Source organism: Clostridium sp. (genome assembly GCF_032552055.1).
GTDB lineage: Bacteria > Bacillota > Clostridia > Clostridiales > Clostridiaceae > Clostridium.
In genome coordinates, this window is record NZ_JAWGSV010000036.1 from 1 (window position 1) to 18,216 (window position 18,216).

Annotated in this window: 12 protein-coding genes, 1 pseudogene and 1 other annotated feature; of the genes and pseudogenes, 1 reads left to right on the forward strand and 12 read right to left on the reverse strand. The window is 28.7% G+C overall.

Annotated features, from left to right (window positions below; genetic code table 11):
- Positions 1-959: hypothetical protein (locus E6248_RS04510; RefSeq protein ID WP_316339624.1), on the reverse strand; the 959-nt coding region annotated here is incomplete at its 3' end.
- A 149-nt stretch (positions 960-1,108) separates the two neighbouring features.
- On the opposite strand from E6248_RS04510, the gene E6248_RS04515 reads away from it, so the two are divergent.
- Positions 1,109-2,089 carry an alpha/beta hydrolase gene (locus E6248_RS04515; RefSeq protein ID WP_316339625.1) on the forward strand — a complete coding sequence of 327 codons (981 nt, stop codon included), beginning with the start codon at positions 1,109-1,111 and terminating at the stop codon, positions 2,087-2,089.
- A 226-nt stretch (positions 2,090-2,315) separates the two neighbouring features.
- Here the strand turns inward: E6248_RS04515 and pyrE are convergent, their stop codons facing one another.
- The 11 genes and pseudogenes from pyrE to E6248_RS04570 all read right to left on the reverse strand — a co-directional run.
- Positions 2,316-2,996, reverse strand: a complete 681-nt coding sequence (gene pyrE, locus E6248_RS04520) for an orotate phosphoribosyltransferase (RefSeq protein WP_316339626.1) — start codon at positions 2,994-2,996, stop codon at positions 2,316-2,318.
- A 139-nt stretch (positions 2,997-3,135) separates the two neighbouring features.
- The gene (locus E6248_RS04525) at positions 3,136-3,561 is read right to left on the reverse strand and encodes a hypothetical protein (protein ID WP_316339627.1); all 426 of its coding nucleotides are present in this window, start codon (positions 3,559-3,561) and stop codon (positions 3,136-3,138) included.
- Positions 3,562-3,636: 75 nt separating this feature from the next.
- Positions 3,637-5,109: a glutamate synthase subunit beta gene (locus tag E6248_RS04530; protein WP_316339628.1), complete on the reverse strand. Its 1,473-nt coding sequence runs from the start codon at positions 5,107-5,109 to the stop codon at positions 3,637-3,639.
- Entirely contained in the window at positions 5,109-9,641 is a 4,533-nt protein-coding gene (gene gltB / locus E6248_RS04535) for a glutamate synthase large subunit (RefSeq protein WP_316339629.1), read from the reverse strand. The genes E6248_RS04530 and gltB overlap by 1 nt, the downstream gene beginning before the upstream one ends.
- Positions 9,642-9,655: 14 nt before the next feature.
- A complete protein-coding gene (locus E6248_RS04540; protein ID WP_291665534.1) occupies positions 9,656-10,213 on the reverse strand; it encodes an ANTAR domain-containing response regulator in 558 nt (185 codons plus the stop codon).
- 24 nt (positions 10,214-10,237) lie between these two features.
- Positions 10,238-11,569, reverse strand: a complete 1,332-nt coding sequence (gene glnA / locus E6248_RS04545) for a type I glutamate--ammonia ligase (protein WP_316339630.1) — start codon at positions 11,567-11,569, stop codon at positions 10,238-10,240.
- A 159-nt stretch (positions 11,570-11,728) separates the two neighbouring features.
- Positions 11,729-12,898 carry an aminotransferase class I/II-fold pyridoxal phosphate-dependent enzyme gene (locus tag E6248_RS04550; RefSeq protein ID WP_316339631.1) on the reverse strand — a complete coding sequence of 390 codons (1,170 nt, stop codon included), beginning with the start codon at positions 12,896-12,898 and terminating at the stop codon, positions 11,729-11,731.
- Positions 12,895-13,377, reverse strand: a complete 483-nt coding sequence (locus E6248_RS04555; RefSeq protein ID WP_136005136.1) for an Lrp/AsnC family transcriptional regulator — start codon at positions 13,375-13,377, stop codon at positions 12,895-12,897. The genes E6248_RS04550 and E6248_RS04555 overlap by 4 nt, the downstream gene beginning before the upstream one ends.
- 43 nt (positions 13,378-13,420) lie before the next feature.
- Positions 13,421-13,668 (reverse strand) — a binding site (T-box leader).
- A gap of 285 nt (positions 13,669-13,953) precedes the next feature.
- On the reverse strand, positions 13,954-15,288 hold the full coding sequence (miaB, locus tag E6248_RS04560; protein WP_136005135.1) for a tRNA (N6-isopentenyl adenosine(37)-C2)-methylthiotransferase MiaB: 1,335 nt from the start codon (positions 15,286-15,288) through the stop codon (positions 13,954-13,956).
- Between the two features lie 68 nt (positions 15,289-15,356).
- Complete coding sequence (locus tag E6248_RS04565) at positions 15,357-16,253, reverse strand: GNAT family N-acetyltransferase (RefSeq protein WP_316339632.1); 897 nt, start codon at positions 16,251-16,253, stop codon at positions 15,357-15,359.
- A gap of 119 nt (positions 16,254-16,372) precedes the next feature.
- A pseudogene (locus E6248_RS04570) lies at positions 16,373-18,216 on the reverse strand (bifunctional 4-hydroxy-3-methylbut-2-enyl diphosphate reductase/30S ribosomal protein S1); the annotation flags it as partial.

The window sequence follows — 18,216 nt, forward strand, 5'->3', positions numbered from 1 at the left end:
TAGTTATTTATATATTCATTATATATTTCATTTTGTAATAAATTATATTCTTCTTTACCTTTTGATTTCTTAAAAAAATTAAAAAATTTATTAACTTTTAAATTTGTTGCTTTTGAATAATTAAATTTAAGATTAACTTTTTTAGATAAATTTTCAATATCTTCTATCTTCATATTAGTATTTGAATTGAATTCATCTATAAAGTCTTCAGTATATTTAGAGATAGCTAAACCATAAGAACCATTTTTGTTCTGAGCTAGTAAGTTAATACTATTAAGTGCTTCTAATATATTCTTATATTCTATAGAAGGCTTAATAAGCTTTATATATTTATTATGCTTTATTCGTCTATATCTAATATATTTTGTCACCATATCTGATCCAACTAGCTTAATAGCTGTTTCCTTTACTTCGTTGTAGCTATAATTATTTAGAGGATTTTTTATTCTAAAAATTCTATAGGTTTCATATAACTCATCTATTTTATTAATTTTTCTTTTAGTAATCTTATACTTATCTAAAAGATTAATACCATTTTTATCTTCACTATACAGTATTTTATTAAACTCCTTTAATAAGTCTATTTTTTTACTTATTTCTCTATTAATTAATCTGACCTTACTTATTAAAGTACTTCCTGTACACTGTCCTAAATCTTTAAATTCTTTATCAAGCTTCTCTATTATATTAGTAGGTTTATTTATTTTATCTAAATTTATAATTTTGTCTTTAATAACTTCAATGCTTTTAACATCATATAACTTATTAATATCTTCACTAGAAATAATAAGGATGTTTTTCTTATTATATAGATAATTAGATACCAAATCATTTAATAAAAATTCTTTTTCATTTAAATTGTTATACATCATATTAATTGTGTTGTGGTGGCTCTCATTAATATAGCCATTTATAACAAAATTAATATAATACTCCTTATATGATTCTTTATTCTCCATAAGTAATTTGCTTAAGTAATCTTAAGACTCCTCCTTAAATTTTAGCTATTAATACAAATATATTCATAGGATAAAAAATTATAATTAATAGTTATCTTTTTATTTTTTTGTCAATAATATATATATGTTTCAAATAAGGAGGTATTAATTTGAAGAAGCTAGTTAAAGGTATTAAAGCTTTTACAGCTTTATTTTTATTAGTAATTATTTCTTTTCTTATTTATTATAAGGGATCTATTTTATTGATTTTAGATATTTATAAGGATCTTAAAGACTCAAATAAAAGTATAGAAACATTAGGAGTTTTAACAGGGTATGAAGCTAGCAATTCTATGGAAGTAAAACATTTAAAATATAAAAATTCAAAATCAAAGGATGTTTACTTGGATCTATACCTCACTAGTAATACTGAAAAAGCATCACCTGTATTAATATATGTACATGGTGGTAGTTGGATCTATGGTGATAATACTATACCAATAGGACTAGAGCCAATAATTAATGCCTTTAATAATAGAGGATTTACTATTATTAGCTTGTCTTATGAATTATTAGATGATAGTAATATAGATTTGAAAGATCCTATTACAGATGTTAAAGATGCTATAAGATGGGTATACAAAAATAAGGATGAATACAATTTTGATACAAAGGATATAGGCCTTCTTGGAATATCTTCAGGAGCACACCTATCATTAATGGCTGCTTATACTGATGATGAATCTTTTAAGGGTGATAATAACCTTTTAAGTTACTCCTCTAAAGTTAAGTATGTTATAGATATATTTGGTCCTACTGACTTAAGTACATTAGACTTTTCGGATTTAAATTTCAACAATAGAAAAATAAAGAAACTAATAAACTCAAATGAAGAATTAGATAAATATAGCCCTATTAACTATATAACTAATAAGGCTCCTGATACATTAATAGTACATAGTATTGAAGATGAGCTAGTTCCATATAAGAATAGTGAGGAATTATATAATAATCTTCTATCAAATAGTATAAATACGAAGTTAATTACATTTAGCAAAGGAAGTCATTTCTTTTCAGACTTTAATAAAAATGAAGTTTTTATGGCAATTATAAAAGTATTAAACTTCTTAACTTCTAATACTTCTCTATAGTTTATAAGGTAATAAAGCCCAGTTTCAGTATTAAGTAGTTATAACTAAAAAGTATTTTTAATAAATCTATAAATAGATTTACTTTTAATCAATAATATATAGAAGGTTTATATTATAATGCAAAAATAAACATCCCTCTGTTGCTATTAGCAGAAGGATGTTTATTTATCTAATTTTAAGTAATTTCGAAGGAATTACCACCTTAATTATTCATTTTTTTTAATTCCTAATTGTTATTGCATCCGTATTTTTCATAGTAAGCCTTTATAGAATTTTTCATATTATCATCTATATAAACCTTACCATTTATTTTTCTATTATATAAATATTCAACTACTTCAGCCATAGTAACAATAGCATATGTAGTTATTCCAAAGTGTTCTTTAATTTCAACTTGTGCAGACTTATCTGACTTTCCTTTTTCCATTCTATCTACTGATATTATTAGACCTTTTATATCTACATTTCCTTGTGCTTTTAGTATAGGAGCTGTTTCATATATTGAAGTACCTGCTGTCATAACATCTTCAACTATTACTACCTTAGTATCATCTTTTAAAGAACCACCTAAAAGTATTCCACCTTCACCATGATCCTTAACTTCTTTTCTATTTGAGCAATATTCAACATTTAAGTCGTATAAATCCTTTAATGAAATTGCAGTAGTTACTGTTAGAGGTATTCCTTTATATGCAGGACCAAATAAAACGTCTATATCCATTCCGAAATGTTTATGTATAGCTTGAGCATAAAACTCACCTAGCTTCTTTAATTGTTCCCCTGTTGTATAATTACCTGTATTGATAAAAAATGGTGTATTTCTTCCACTTTTTGTTACGAAATCTCCAAATTTTAATACATTACTTTCCACCATAAATTCAATAAACTCTTCTTTATATCTTTCCATACTAAGCATTCCTTCCAGTATAAGTATTTAACAAACCTTGTTGCTTGTCTGTATAATTTTATCATTAAATTGAGGAAAAAACTAGACAAAAAATTGGGGCTGATATTAACACAGCCCCTTAATGAATATCATTATACTTTTAGCCTCTAGCTTCTTTATTTAATTGATATAATCTTTGCCTTTCAGGTAATGTTAGTTCTAAAGAGCCTTCACGCCTATTTATAAGCTTTTCCAACTCTTTAAATTTTTCTTCACCTAACTTAGTTCTAATTACATAAGTTTTCATTTCTCTTAACTTATTTTTTTCTATACCAGTTAATAAGTCACCATTTTCAACTTTTGTTCTAAAGTTATTTAACTCTTCCTTTTGTGAGGCATCTAGATATCCTTCATTTTTCGGAGTCCAAAAGTCATCAAATTTATCTTTGTTATCAATACTATATTCTAATTCTTTATAAACCCTAAAGGCATTACTTTTATGTTTAACTTCATCATTATTCATAAAGGTAAAACTAGACGTTAGTATCGTTGCAGATAAAATGATTGTAGCTAAATTAATAACCATACTTGTCCCTCCTTTTTAGATATTCACATTATTAGTATATGAATTTATTAAAAATTTAAAGGTGGGAAAAATTTCTTATTTATTAATTAAATACTCATTAATAGCTTTAGCAGCTTCTAATCCTTCTCTAATTGCCCAGACTACTAAAGATTGACCTCTTCTTGCATCTCCACAAGTGAATATATTTTGAATATTAGTTTTAAAATTACCATATTCAGCACTTATATTTCCTCTATTGTTAATAAAAATATTAAATGTATTCTTAATTGTTTCCTCGGTTCCAAGGAATCCCATTGCAAGTAAAGCTATATCTACCTTAATTATTTCTTCACTACCTTCAACTTCTTTAAAAGTAACACTTCCATTTTCATCCTTTATCCATTGAACCTTAACTATTTTAGCTTCTTTTAGATTACCTTGAGAGTCACTTATAAATTCTTTTACACTAGAGCAATATCTTCTAGGATCCTCACCAAAGATTTCAATAGCTTCTGCTTGACCATAATCTACTTTCAAGGTTCTTTTCCATTCTGGCCAAGGATTATTTACTTGTCTTTCTAATGGAAGTGAATCTGTTATTTCAAGCTGAATGATATTATTACATCCTTGTCTTATTGCAGTAGCAACACAGTCTGTACCTGTATCACCTCCACCAATTACTAAAACATTTTTATTTTTCGCATCTATAAACTCTTCTTCGCTAATATTGTTATATACATTTTTAGTGCTACTTTTAAGATAATCCACTGCAAAATAAACACCATTAGAGCTTCTACCTGGAACTAGTAAGTCTCTTGGTTTAGTAGCACCAGTTGCTAATACTATAGAATCATATTCCTTTAAAATTTTTACTTTAAGTTTATTATCCTTAGAAACATCACTATTAGTATAGAAAGTAATTCCTTCTTCTTTTAATAAATTAATTCTATTTTGAACAACTTTTTTATCTAATTTCATATTAGGTATTCCGTACATTAATAGACCGCCGGCAGCATCTTCTCTTTCATATACATCTACAATATATCCATATCTATTTAAATAGAATGCTGCAGATAAACCTGATGGACCTGATCCAATAATAGCTACCTTTTTATTATTTCTATACTGAGGAGGATTAGCTTTCACTTTTCCTTCCGCCATAGCCTTATCAATTATATACCTTTCATTTTCCTTTATGCTTACAGCTGGTGCATTTAATGCTAAAGTACAAGAAGATTCACAGGGAGCTGGACAAACCCTTCCTGTAAACTCAGGAAAAGGATTTGTCTTAAGGAGTCTTTGTAACGCTAATTCAAGATTATCCCTATATACTAAATCATTAAATTCCGGTATTAGATTATTTAATGGACATCCAGATACCATTCCTTTTAATAGTAAACCTGATTGGCAAAATGGAATTCCACAATCCATACATCTTGATCCTTGAATTTTTTGTTCTTCCTTAGAGAGCAATGAATGAAATTCATTGTAATGTTCAATTCTCTTTTTAACTGATTCATTATTGCCTACTTTTCTTTCGAATTCTAAAAATCCTGTTGGCTTTCCCATTACATTGCACTCCTTTCATAAAAGGCTTTTAGTAAAGCATCTTCATAATTTAAACCTTCCGCCTCTTTTTCTTCAATTAACCCTAAAATAGCCTTATACTCAGATGGTATTATTTTTATAAAATTCCTTTGCTCTATATTAAAATTTTCTAAAATTTCTTTACCAGTTTTAGAGTCAGTTTCTAATACATGCTCATTAATTAGGGCTTTCAATTCATTTAAGTCTTTTGAATTTAGTTCTTCAATTTCAATTAATTCTTTATTAATTTTGTTATTTAAATTATTATCTTTATTATATATATAAGCAATTCCACCACTCATTCCAGCAGCTATATTTACTCCGCAATGACCCAAGATTACAACTTTTCCACCAGTCATATATTCAAGAGCATGATCTCCTACGCTTTCAACTACAGCAGTTGCTCCAGAATTTCTAACACAGAATCTTTCACCTACTCCGCCTGCTATAAATGCCTTACCAGATGTAGCACCATATAAAGCAACATTACCTATTATTACATTATCTTTACCTTTTCGTAGATTAGGAGTATTATTTTTAACTACAATTTTCCCACCAGATAGACCCTTTCCTAAATAGTCATTACAGTCTCCAGTTACCTTTATTGTAATTCCTTTAGGGATAAAGGCTCCTAAGCTTTGACCTCCAAAGCCAGTACATTTAATCTTAATAAAATCATCTTTAAATATTCTATCTGAATAATTAGCAGTAATATATGAGCCTAATAAAGTTCCAAAAGTTCTGGCTGTATTACTAATAACTAAGCTTAAGTTAATTTGATCACTATTTTCAATTTTTTCTTTTATATAAGGAATTAGTAACTTTCTATCTAAAGTATTATCTAATTCTTCTCTATATAAAGGATTGAATTTATTATCTTCCTTAAAGAAAATAGGTTCATTTACTAATAGAGAAGATAAGTCTATTTTATTTCTCTTATAACCTTTAATTGATTCTTTTTGCTTTAATAAATTAAATTTTCCAACCATTTCATCAATAGTTCTAAATCCAAGCTTAGACATATATTCTCTTAACTCCTCTGCTATAAATAGCATAAAGTTTATTACATATTCAGGCTTCCCACTAAACCTCTTTCTAAGTTCTTTGTTTTGAGTTGCTATTCCTACTGGACAAGTATCCAAGTTACATACTCTCATCATTACGCATCCTAATGAAACTAAAGGTGCAGTTGCAAAGCCAAACTCTTCTGCTCCTAGTAAAGCAGCTATTGCAACATCTTTACCCGTCATAAGTTTACCATCAGTTTCAATCTTAACTCTATCTCTTAAACCATTTAATATTAATGTTTGATGAGCTTCTGCAAGTCCAAGTTCCCATGGTAAACCTGCATTTTGAATGGAAGTCTTTGGAGATGCTCCAGTACCTCCATCATGTCCAGATATTAGAATAGTGTTAGCACCTGCCTTAGCAACCCCACTTGCAATAGTCCCAACACCTGCCTCTGAAACAAGCTTTACAGAAATCTTAGCCTTTTCATTTGACTGTTTTAAATCATATATTAACTGAGCTAAATCTTCTATTGAATATATATCATGATGAGGCGGCGGAGAAATTAATCCAACTCCTGTAGTTGATCCTCTAGTTTTAGCTATCCATGGATATACTTTATTACCAGGAAGTTGTCCACCTTCACCAGGTTTTGCACCTTGAGCCATTTTTATTTGAAGTTCATCAGCATTAACTAAATATTCTGATGTAACTCCAAATCTGCCTGATGCTATTTGCTTAATAGAAGATCTTCTAAGATCTCCATTTTTATCTACCTTAAACCTATCACTATCTTCTCCACCTTCACCAGTATTAGACTTTCCACCAAGTCTATTCATTGCAATAGCTAAAGCTTCATGAGCTTCTTTTGATATAGATCCATACGACATAGCACCTGTTTTGAATCTCTTAACTATTGATAATGCACTTTCTACCTCTTCTAAAGGAACTGGACTATTATTATAATTAAAGTCTAATAAACTTCTAATAGTAATATAATTTTCTTCACCATCTATAAGCTTTGAATACTCCTTAAATAAATTGTAATCTCCAGTTCTTGTAGCTTGTTGCAATTTATAAATAGTTAAAGGATTATAAAGATGCTCTTCTTTATCTTGTCTATATTTATCATATCCACTTGAATCTAATGAAGATTCAAAGTTTACTTTACTAGGTTCAAATGCACTTTTATGCCTTAATAAGTATTCTTCCTCTATTTCAGCTATAGTTAATCCTTCAATTCTGCTAACTGTACTTGTAAAGTATTTATCTATAACATCTTTGCTAAGACCAACAGCTTCAAAGATTTGAGCACCTCTATAAGATTGAATTGTAGAAATACCCATCTTAGATATAATCTTAACCAATCCTTTTACAATAGCCTTATTATACTTTTCAACAGCAGTATCATAATCCTTGTTAAGTAATTTATATTCCCTTAATCTATTTATACCTTCATAGGCTAAATATGGATTAACTAATATAGCTCCATAACCAATTAATGTTGCAAAATGATGAATTTCTCTAGGTTCTGCACTTTCAATTACTAAATCAATATTACTTCTAATTCCTTTTCTTATTAAATAATGATGAACTCCTGCTAATGCTAATAAAGATGGAATAGCAAAGTTTTCTTTGTCTGCTCCTCTATCGCTTAATATAATAATGTTAAATCCATTATTATAAGCATGTTCTACATTACTCATTAATTTATTTAAAGCTTCTTCTAAATTGCTATTATTATAAAGAATACTTACAACCTTAGTTTTAAGATTTATTTCATTTAAATATTTAATCTTTGCTAAATCCTCATTGCTAATAATAGGTGAAGAAAATTTTAAATGAGGTAAGTTATCCTTAAATTCACCTAGTATATTTCCATAACCCCCTAAATATACAGTTGTAGAAACTACTATATCTTCTCTAATAGCATCTATAGGTGGGTTTGTAACTTGGGCGAATAATTGTTTAAAGTAATTAAATAATAATATAGATTTATTAGATAAAACAGGAAGAGGTGTATCTATTCCCATAGCACTTAATGATTCTTCTCCATTTTCACTCATAGGTAATATAGTATTTTTTAAATTTTCAAATGAATAATCGAATATTTTAAACAATTCATCTATTTTCTTATTTGAATACTGTTCAATATTAGCGCTAGCATCTAAATTCAAATCTTCTATTTTAATTACATTATCATTAATCCACTGCTTGTAAGGATGTTTATTATAATACTTTTCTTTTAATTCAGAATTTCTTATAAACTTTCTATTTATAGTATCTACTAATAAAATATTACCTGGAGTTAATCTTCCTTTTTCCACTATATCTAAGGGATCAATATTTAATGCACCAACTTCAGAAGATAAAATAAGATTATTATCCTTAGTTATATAGTATCTTGCTGGTCTTAATCCATTTCTATCTAAAGTTGCACCCATAACATCCCCATCAGTGAAAACTATGGCCATAGGTCCATCCCATGGTTCCATTAAAGTTGCATTATACTCAAAATATGCCTTTTCATCTTCTTTAATAAGCTCATTTTTTTCCCAGGGCTCAGGTACAAGCATCATTATTGCTTCTTCTATACTCACACCATTCATAATTAAAAATTCTAGTGTATTATCTAAAATAGCTGAGTCTGATCCTTCACTGTTAATTATTGGTAAAACATTGCTTAATTTATCTTCTAAAACCTTTGATTTCAAACTACCTTCCCTTGCATATAAACTATTAATATTACCTCTTAAAGTATTAATTTCACCATTATGAATTATATATCTATTAGGGTGAGATCTCTTCCAGCTTGGAACTGTATTTGTACTATATCTAGAGTGAACCATAGCAATAGCTGAAACTACTTTAACATTAGATAAATCTAAGTAGAAGTCTCTTAACTGACTTGCTAACAGTAGACCTTTATATACTAAAGTCTTAGAAGAAAGAGATGAAATATACACATCTAAATTTTGTGTTTTCTTTTCAAATCTTCTTCTTAAAATATATAGCTTTCTTTCAAAATCTTTATTGTCACTTATATTATTAGGCTTTTTAATTATTACTTGCTTAATTATAGGCATAGATTTCAACGCCTTTTCACCAATGACTTCTTTATTAATAGGAACATCTCTCCAGCCTAATATATTAAGACCTTCTTCTTTGGACAATGAAGTAAATTCATTTATTGATTCTTCTAGTTTTTTTGAAGAAGGAGGAAGGAAGAACATTCCTATAGCATAATCTCCTTCCTCAGAAAGTTCTATGCCTAGATTTTTTAATTCTTCCTTAAAAAAGTTATGAGGAATTTGTATTAATAACCCTGATCCATCACCAGTTTGTCCGTCAGCATCTGTACCGCCTCTATGCTCTAAATTTACTAATATATCTAGGGCATTTTTAATAGCTTTATGATCTTTTTTACCATCTATATTAACTATAGCTCCAATTCCACATGCATCATGTTCAAAAGAGCTTCTATATAATCCTATATCTTTATGCAATGTTATTCCTCCCTTCAAAGTCTATAATTATCTAAAATATCTTTAGAGTAAGCTACCATTTTCATCCCTAAGTCCATACTATTTTTTTGTATATGTCTAAAGGCTTCTTCTTCATCCATATGAAGTTCTCTCATTACTATCCCTTTAGCTTTTTCTATTATCTTTCTTTCACTTATCTTTTCTTCTAAATTATGAACTTTGTCCTTAAGTTTCCTTACCCTTCTTTCACTTTGATAAATCATATCTAATGAATTTACGAGCAAGGTATTATTAATTGGACTTGATATACAAAAAATATCTGTTTCCTCCTGAACAATGGACTTATAAGGTTCATTTACGATAGCAAGGAAGCTACATTCATCGCCTATAGTTTCATAAATACTAATTAAATTCATATCTTTAAACTTGTATCCACTAATGACTATAGATGGTGAAAATTGTTTTATAGCTCTAATTAGTTCATTTCCATAAGTACATATAGCTAACACATTATAGCCATTACTAATTAATATAGCTTTAATTTTCTCTCCTGTTTCTTCTTTGCTTAGTGCAACTATAACATCTATTGTCATTTATATTGCTCCCTTACTAGTAAATTAATATTGATTTAAATAGTTATCTATTTCCCATTGATGAACTTTAGTTCTATAATCGTCCCATTCTGCTGTCTTAGCTTTAATATAATTATTAAAAGTATGATCTCCTAAGGTCTTTCTTACTAATTCACTTTCTTCCATATATCTAATAGCTTCTTCTAAAGTTCCTGGTAAACTATCAATTCCTTCTTCTTCTCTTTCTTCTAATGTCATCTTAAATATATTTTTTTCGACACTTTCAGGTGGTTGTAAATTATTTTTAATTCCATCTAAACCAGCAGCTAGAAGACAAGCTAGTACTAAATACGGATTTGCACTTGGATCTGGACATCTTAATTCAACCCTTGTCCCATTCCCTCTTGTAGCAGGTACTCTTATTAATGGACTTCTATTCTTAGCTGACCATGCTATATAAACTGGTGCTTCATATCCTGGTACTAATCTCTTATATGAGTTTACTAATGGATTAGTAATAGCTGAAATACCCTTAACATGTTTAATTAACCCTGCTATAAAACTATATGCAGTACTACTTAATCCTAATTTATCATTTTCATCAACAAATGCATTTTTCCCATCCTTGTTTAATGACATATTAATATGCATTCCTGAACCGTTTATTCCAAAGAATGGTTTTGGCATAAATGTTGCATAAACTCCATGTCTTTGAGATATTGATTTAACTACTAACTTAAAGGTCATTATATTATCTGCTGTTGTTAAAGCATCTTCATATTTAAAGTCAATTTCATTTTGTCCATGAGCAACTTCATGGTGAGATGCTTCTATTTCAAATCCCATATCCTCTAATATTAAGGATATATCTCTTCTTACATTTTCACCAGCATCTAAAGGACTTAAATCAAAATAACCAGCCTTGTCTTGAGTCTTTAATATTGGTTCGCCATATTCATTAGTATCTAATAAGAAAAATTCACACTCAGGTCCAACATTCATCGTATACCCTAAATCTCCAGCTTCATTAAGAACTTTTCTTAAAATATTTCTTGGATCTCCTTCAAAAGGATCTCCTTCTGGTGTATATATATCACAGATTAATCTTGCAACTTTTCCTTGTTGAGGTCTCCATGGAAAAATAACAAAGCTATCTAAATTTGGTCTTAAATACATATCTGATTCTTCTATTCTTACAAATCCAGAAATTGATGAGCCATCAAACATCATTTGATTATTTAAAGCCTTTTCCAGTTGCTTATCTGTAATTGCAACATTTTTTAACGCCCCCAGTATATCAGTAAATTGCAACCTGATAAACTTAACTCCATTTTCTTGTACTAATTTGATAATATCTTCTCTTGAATATTTTGACATAATACCTGCCCCCTTAAATTTTTATAAAAAAAGGGCGCACAATAGAAAACCAATCTATTGAACGCCTTTGTTCTTAACTATTTTTTATCATTATATTATTAATTCTACCGTTTTGCAATAGGAAATTTAAAAAAATTCAAAATATTTATAAATCTATTATTATTTTCTGTATTTATTTACGAATCTAGTTATTCGCTTTACTGCTTCAATTAAGTCTTCTGTTGAAGAAGCATAACAAGCTCTAATAAAGCCCTCTCCACATTCTCCAAAAGCATTACCTGGAACAGCTAGTACTTTTTCTTCTATAAGTAACTTTTCACAGAAGTCATCTGAACTCATTCCTGTAGACTTAATGCATGGGAATACATATAATGCACCTAATGGTTCAAAACATTCTAGACCCATTTCTCTAAATCCATTAACTAGTATTCTTCTTCTTCTATTATATTCACGAGCCATTTCACTTACGCTATCATCTCCATTTTTTAAGGCTTCAATAGCTGCAAATTGTGCTGTTGTTGGAGAACACATAATAGCATATTGGTGTATCTTCTTTAATGCGTCTATAAGTATATGATGTCCACAAACATAACCTAATCTCCAGCCTGTCATAGCATAAGCTTTAGAAAAGCCATTAATAACGAGTGTCTTATCCTTAACTTCTTCAAAAGATGCAATTGAATAATGATCCTTATCATAAGAAAGTTCAGCATATATTTCATCAGAAATTATTATTATATCTCTATCTTTTAAAACTTCAACAATTCCTTTTAATTCTTCCTTAGTCATAATAGCCCCTGTAGGATTATTAGGGAAAGGAATTATTACAACCTTAGTCTTAGGAGTAATTGCTGCTTCAAGGAGCTCAGGAGTAAGTTTAAACTCATCTTCCTGTCTTAAGTTAATAGTTACAGGTGTACCTCCACAGAAGGTTGTACAGCCCTTATAAGCAACGAAACTAGGTTCTGGTATTATAACTTCATCTCCAGGGCCTACAAGTGCTCTTAAAGCTAAATCTATTCCTTCACTTCCACCTACAGTAACTAAGATTTCGTTGCTAGGATTAAATTTAAGATTAAATCTTCTGTCTAGGTATTTAGCTATTTCTTCTCTTAATTCCATATATCCAGCATTAGAAGAATAATGAGTATGTCCTTTTTCTAAGGAATATATACCAGCTTCTACTACATTCCATGGCGTAATAAAGTCAGGTTCTCCTACCCCCAAAGAAATTACATCTTCCATTTCATTTATTAAATCAAAATACTTTCTAATACCAGATGGTGGCATATTCCTAACATTATCTAGTATCATATCTTCCATTATCATATAAATATAGCCTCCCTGCCTTCAATCTTTCTTTCCTTGAATATTGTTCCATGATCTTTATACTTCTTTAATACAAAGTGAGTAGCAGTACCTGTTACATATTCCTGAACTGCAAGCTTTTCAGACACGAATAATGCTACTTCCTTCATAGTTTTACCTTCTACTATAACTGTTAAATCAAAGCCACCAGAAGACATTAAATAGCAAGCTTTAACTTCTTTAAACTTATATATTCTTTCTGCAACCTTATCAAAGCCTACTCCTCTTTGTGGCGTAATTTTTACTTCAATTAAGGCTGTTACTGTTTCCTTACCTGTATTCTCCCAATTTATTAAAGTAGTGTACCCGGCTATTATATTTTTTTCTTCATAGTCAGTTATGGCTTCTCTAACTTCCTCTACAGTTTTGCCAGTCATTAAGGCAATTTCTGCATCACTATACCTACTATTCTTTTCTAAAACTTCTAAAATTTCATCCACTTTCATTACCTCCATATAAAAAAATAAATCCTCCATCCCTAAAATAAGGGACGAAGGATAACTTCCGCGGTACCACCCTAATAAGTAATTATTAATTACTCACTCAGCTGAATATATTTATTCAATCTCTATAACGGGAGACAACCGTCATTATCTAATTAAGAAATTAATTCTTATTTTTCAATAAGCAATTCAAAGGCTGCTTCAAATAACATATCATACTAAATTTCCACCATACTTTAGCTCTCTTTAATGCATAGTTAATTTACTCTTCCTTATCACTATCTTTAAGTATCATTTTTTATAATTATAATAATAAAATCATTAAACTTCAATAGTTTTTCTAAAATTATGCATATTTTTCTAAATAATATATTTACCATAATAAAAATCAACTATTTTACTAGCACATCTCCTAAGTTTAATAATACATTTTCAAATTTTAATATTAAATTCAAACAAAAAAATCCCCCTATCTTAAATAGAGGGATTCTAATAAAAACTAATTCAAGTAATTTGAAAGAAATTACATCATTAATTCTTAACTTTCACCTATTAATTCTTAGCTCTTAGCTATTAAAGCGCTTCCCCTACTAATGAGAAAGGTTGAGCTCTAACTATTTTTACATTAACTAAGTCACCAGCTTTTATATTTTCTCCAGTAAAATTAACTAATTTACCGTTTCTAGTTCTTCCAGTGAATTTAGTTTCATCATTTTTGCTAAATCCTTCAACTAGAACTTCTGTTACTTTGCCTTCAAATTCTTTATTTTTCATAATAACACTTTCGTTAACTGCCTTAACAAGTCTATCAAATCTATGATGCTTATCTGCATCAGGAACTTGATTTAACATCATATCAGCTGGAGTGTTATTTCTTCTTGAATAGATAAATGTAAATGCTGAGTCATATTGAACTTTTTGAACTAAATCTAATGTATCTAAGAAGTCTTCTTCAGTTTCTCCAGGGAAACCAACTATAATATCTGTAGTTAAAGAAACTCCAGGTATTTCTTTTTTAATTAATTCCACTAACTCAAGATAAGATTCTTTTGTATAATGTCTATTCATTTTTTTAAGTATTCTATTTGATCCACTTTGTACAGGTAAATGAATTTGCTCACAAAGCTTATCACATTCTTTAATAGCATAAATAACATCCTTATTTAAATCCTTTGGATGAGAAGTCATAAATCTAACTCTTTCAAGACCTTGAACTTCATTTATTTTTCTTAAAAGTTTAGCAAAATCAATATCTTCTTCTAAGCCTTTACCATATGAGTTAACATTTTGACCAAGTAATGTTACTTCTTTATAACCCTTGGCAACTAAATCTTCAATTTCCTTTATTATATCTTCTGATTTTCTACTTCTTTCTCTTCCTCTAACATAAGGAACTACACAATAAGTACAGAAATTATTACATCCATACATTATTGTAACAAAAGCTTTAACTGAACTTTCTCTATCTATTGGAACGCCTTCAATTATTTCTGTTTCTTTATTAAAGATTTCCTTTACTTGTACTCCCTCAGTTTTAACTCTATTTAAGTACTCTGGGAACTTATAGGCATTATGAGTTCCAAAGATTATGTTGACATGAGGGAACTTACTTAGTATTTTATCAGCCATACCTTCTTGTTGCATCATACAACCACATACAGCAACTATTAATTCTGGCTTCTTCTTCTTTAGATGTTTAAGCTCTCCTAAATTACCAAAAACCTTATTTTCTGCATTTTCTCTTACGCAGCAAGTGTTAAATATAATAATATCTGCATCCTTTATATCAGTACTCTTACTATAACCAATACTTTTAAGCATTCCTGAAAGCTTTTCCGAATCTTCTTCATTCATTTGGCAGCCCCAAGTTTCAATAAAGTATTTTAAATCTTTCATTTCTTCCTTCATCAGTAATCTCCTTTTATAGAACTATTTCTCCAATAATATTATAATAAAAAAGGGGTAGAAAAACTACCCTATTTTTCTCTTTCCCATACTAATATCTTGTTTTCATCTAGAAAACCTATTTTTCTATATAAGTTTATTGCTTTTATATTATCTGAATCAACTCTTATATATAAATTTTCTATTCCATAATTTTTAGCATATTCAATCATCTCATTAAGAAATAAATTTCCAAATCCAAGCCCTCTGTATTTACTTACTATCCCAAAATTAACTATAGTAAACATAGACCTATTATATATAATTTGCCCATATCCAATATATTCGTTATTTAATATAGCAAAGATACATAATTCATTAATATAATAATCTTGAGCCATATCTGCATAGATATCCTCAGTTATTAAAGGAAGCCTATTCCATTGCTCAAAAATATCGTTTTGGATATCACATCTTAAAATTTCATCTTTTCCAATCTCAAACATTCTAGTATAAAAATTTATTGGATTTTTTAATCTTAATTTAAACTCTACTTCTTTTATATATTCCTCTTTTTTATCTTCATAAGTTTTAAGGTTTAACTTTAATAATAAAGTATATTTCTTTTTAGTAAAACCAAGAGATTCTAATACAATAGAATTTTGAAGTGTATCTAATGCTTCGTAAGATAGTAGGTAATTATTAAAAAGACTTAAAATATTTTTATTAAGTAAACCCATATACTTAAAATCTATATATAGAGCCCACACTTTTGTATATTTACTTGAACTACTTTCATACCAAATATATCCTATATATATTTCATTAACTTTAATTAATCTTATAGACTTTCTATATAAGAACTTTAATAAAAAGTTTTGACTGTCATAAGATTTAAAAAAGTCTTTATTATAACTGATTTCTTCAAAATTTTTACTATATATCTCTTTGAAAATATCCATATTGTGCAAAGTTAACTTCTCAAGCATACTAAATACCCCTTTTTGTCTATATAATAAGTATAATTCTTATACAATGTAAAGGTCAATATTAACGGCCTAAATAAATAAGACACACATAATAATTTATGTGTGTCTTTTAAAATATATTACTCAGCGTCTCTTATGCTTAAAGCAATTTTCTTATTTTCTGCATCTACAGAAAGAATTATAGCCTTAACTTCATCACCAATGTTTAATACATCAGCAGGGCTATTAATTCTTTCATTAGTTATTTTAGAAATATGAACTAACCCATCAACACCTGGTTCTAATTCTACAAAGGCACCAAAGTCACTTATTCTAACAACCTTACCTAATACAGCCGAACCTTCTGGGTATTTTTCTTCTATATTGCTCCATGGTTCTGGAGTTAATGCTTTAATACTTAAAGAAATTCTATTTTTCTCTCTATCAGCTTCAATAATCTTTACATCAATTATATCGCCTTTCTTTAAAACACTTTCAGCATTTTTTACATGACTCCATGAAATTTGAGATAAATGAATTAATCCATCTACTCCATTTATGTCTGCAAAAGCACCAAAGTCAGTAAATCTCTTAACTTCAGCCTTTACAACTTCTCCAACTTTGATATTTTCCCAAGCTGCATCTTCAACTACTTTTTTAGCTTCTTCTAAAATTACTCTTTTAGATGCAACAACCTTTGAAGGGTTTTCAATAGAAAAATCTATTAATCTTACTTCAAGTTCTGTACCTTTAAGGTTACTTCTGTCCTTTGCATATCTTATATCTACTTGAGAAGAAGGAACAAAAATTCTAACTCCCTTGTAGTATCCTATTAAACCTTTTTCTATTACATCTTTAATTTTAATAGTAAAAGTTTCTTTATTATTGAACTTTACTTCTAAATCATTTAAAGTAGCTTTCTTTTCATATTCAAGTCTAGAAAGAACTACATTACCATCTTCATTTCTAAGTTTAATAACCTTTGCTGTAATTTCATCTCCAACATTAATTGTTTCTAAATATGAAGATAAATTTTCTTCAGAAGTTAATTCTTTAAAAGGTATTACACCGTCAAGTTTATATCCTGATAATGATACTGTAACTTCATCTCTTCCTATAGATAGAACTTCACCATTGATTTCATCACCAATTCTAAATCTTCTATCCATTTCTTCCATTAGCTTTAATTGATCTTCCATGTTAATTTTTCCCCTCCATAATATCAATTACTTCTTTTATAATCCAGTCAGGAGTAGATGCACCTGCAGTAATCCCAACAGTCTTATCCTTATTAGATTCAATAAATTCTTTGCTAAGTTCCTTAGCATTTTCAATATGGATTGTATTCGGACAATTATCCTTTGATATTTGATACAACTTAGTTGTATTAGAACTATTTCTGCCACCTATAACTATCATTGTTTCAACTTCTCTTGATAATTCATTAGCGCTTTTTTGTCTAACTTCTGTAGCTGAACAAATAGTGTTAAAAGCTAATAGTTCTTTGGATATAGAAGATAAATTGCTTACTGTTTTTTTCCAAGTCTCTTCTTTTTCTGTAGTTTGAGATACAACACATATCTTTTTAGGTAGTTTTTTATCAAAGTCTCCATCTTTAGTAATTATGGCACTATCATTACACCATCCATTAATTCCAACTACTTCTGGATGCTTATCATCCCCAAGTATAACAATATTATATCCTAAATCGGAGTATTTATTGACTTTTTTATGAATATTAGTTACATATGGACATGTAGCATTAACTACAATTAGTCCTCTGCTTTCAAGGCTATCTGTTACTGCCTTAGATACTCCATGAGATCTAATTACAATAACATCACCTTCATTTAATTTATCTATTTCACTATAATCTATAGCGTAAATATTATTTTCCTCTAGATACATAACTACATCATTATTATGTATTAATGGACCTAGTGTATATATTTTCTTATCATATTGTTTCTTAACCTTTAGTGCT

Coding starts and splice junctions, on each gene's coding strand:
- E6248_RS04525 (WP_316339627.1), bottom strand. CDS start 3,561: ATGGTTATTAATTTAGCTACAATCATTTTATCTGCAACGATACTAACG.
- E6248_RS04540 (WP_291665534.1), bottom strand. CDS start 10,213: ATGACAATAGATGTTATAGTTGCACTAAGCAAAGAAGAAACAGGAGAG.
- E6248_RS04565 (WP_316339632.1), bottom strand. CDS start 16,253: ATGCTTGAGAAGTTAACTTTGCACAATATGGATATTTTCAAAGAGATA.
- glnA (WP_316339630.1), bottom strand. CDS start 11,569: ATGTCAAAATATTCAAGAGAAGATATTATCAAATTAGTACAAGAAAAT.
- pyrE (WP_316339626.1), bottom strand. CDS start 2,996: ATGGAAAGATATAAAGAAGAGTTTATTGAATTTATGGTGGAAAGTAAT.
- E6248_RS04530 (WP_316339628.1), bottom strand. CDS start 5,109: ATGGGAAAGCCAACAGGATTTTTAGAATTCGAAAGAAAAGTAGGCAAT.
- E6248_RS04550 (WP_316339631.1), bottom strand. CDS start 12,898: ATGATAATGGAAGATATGATACTAGATAATGTTAGGAATATGCCACCA.
- miaB (WP_136005135.1), bottom strand. CDS start 15,288: ATGAAGGAAGAAATGAAAGATTTAAAATACTTTATTGAAACTTGGGGC.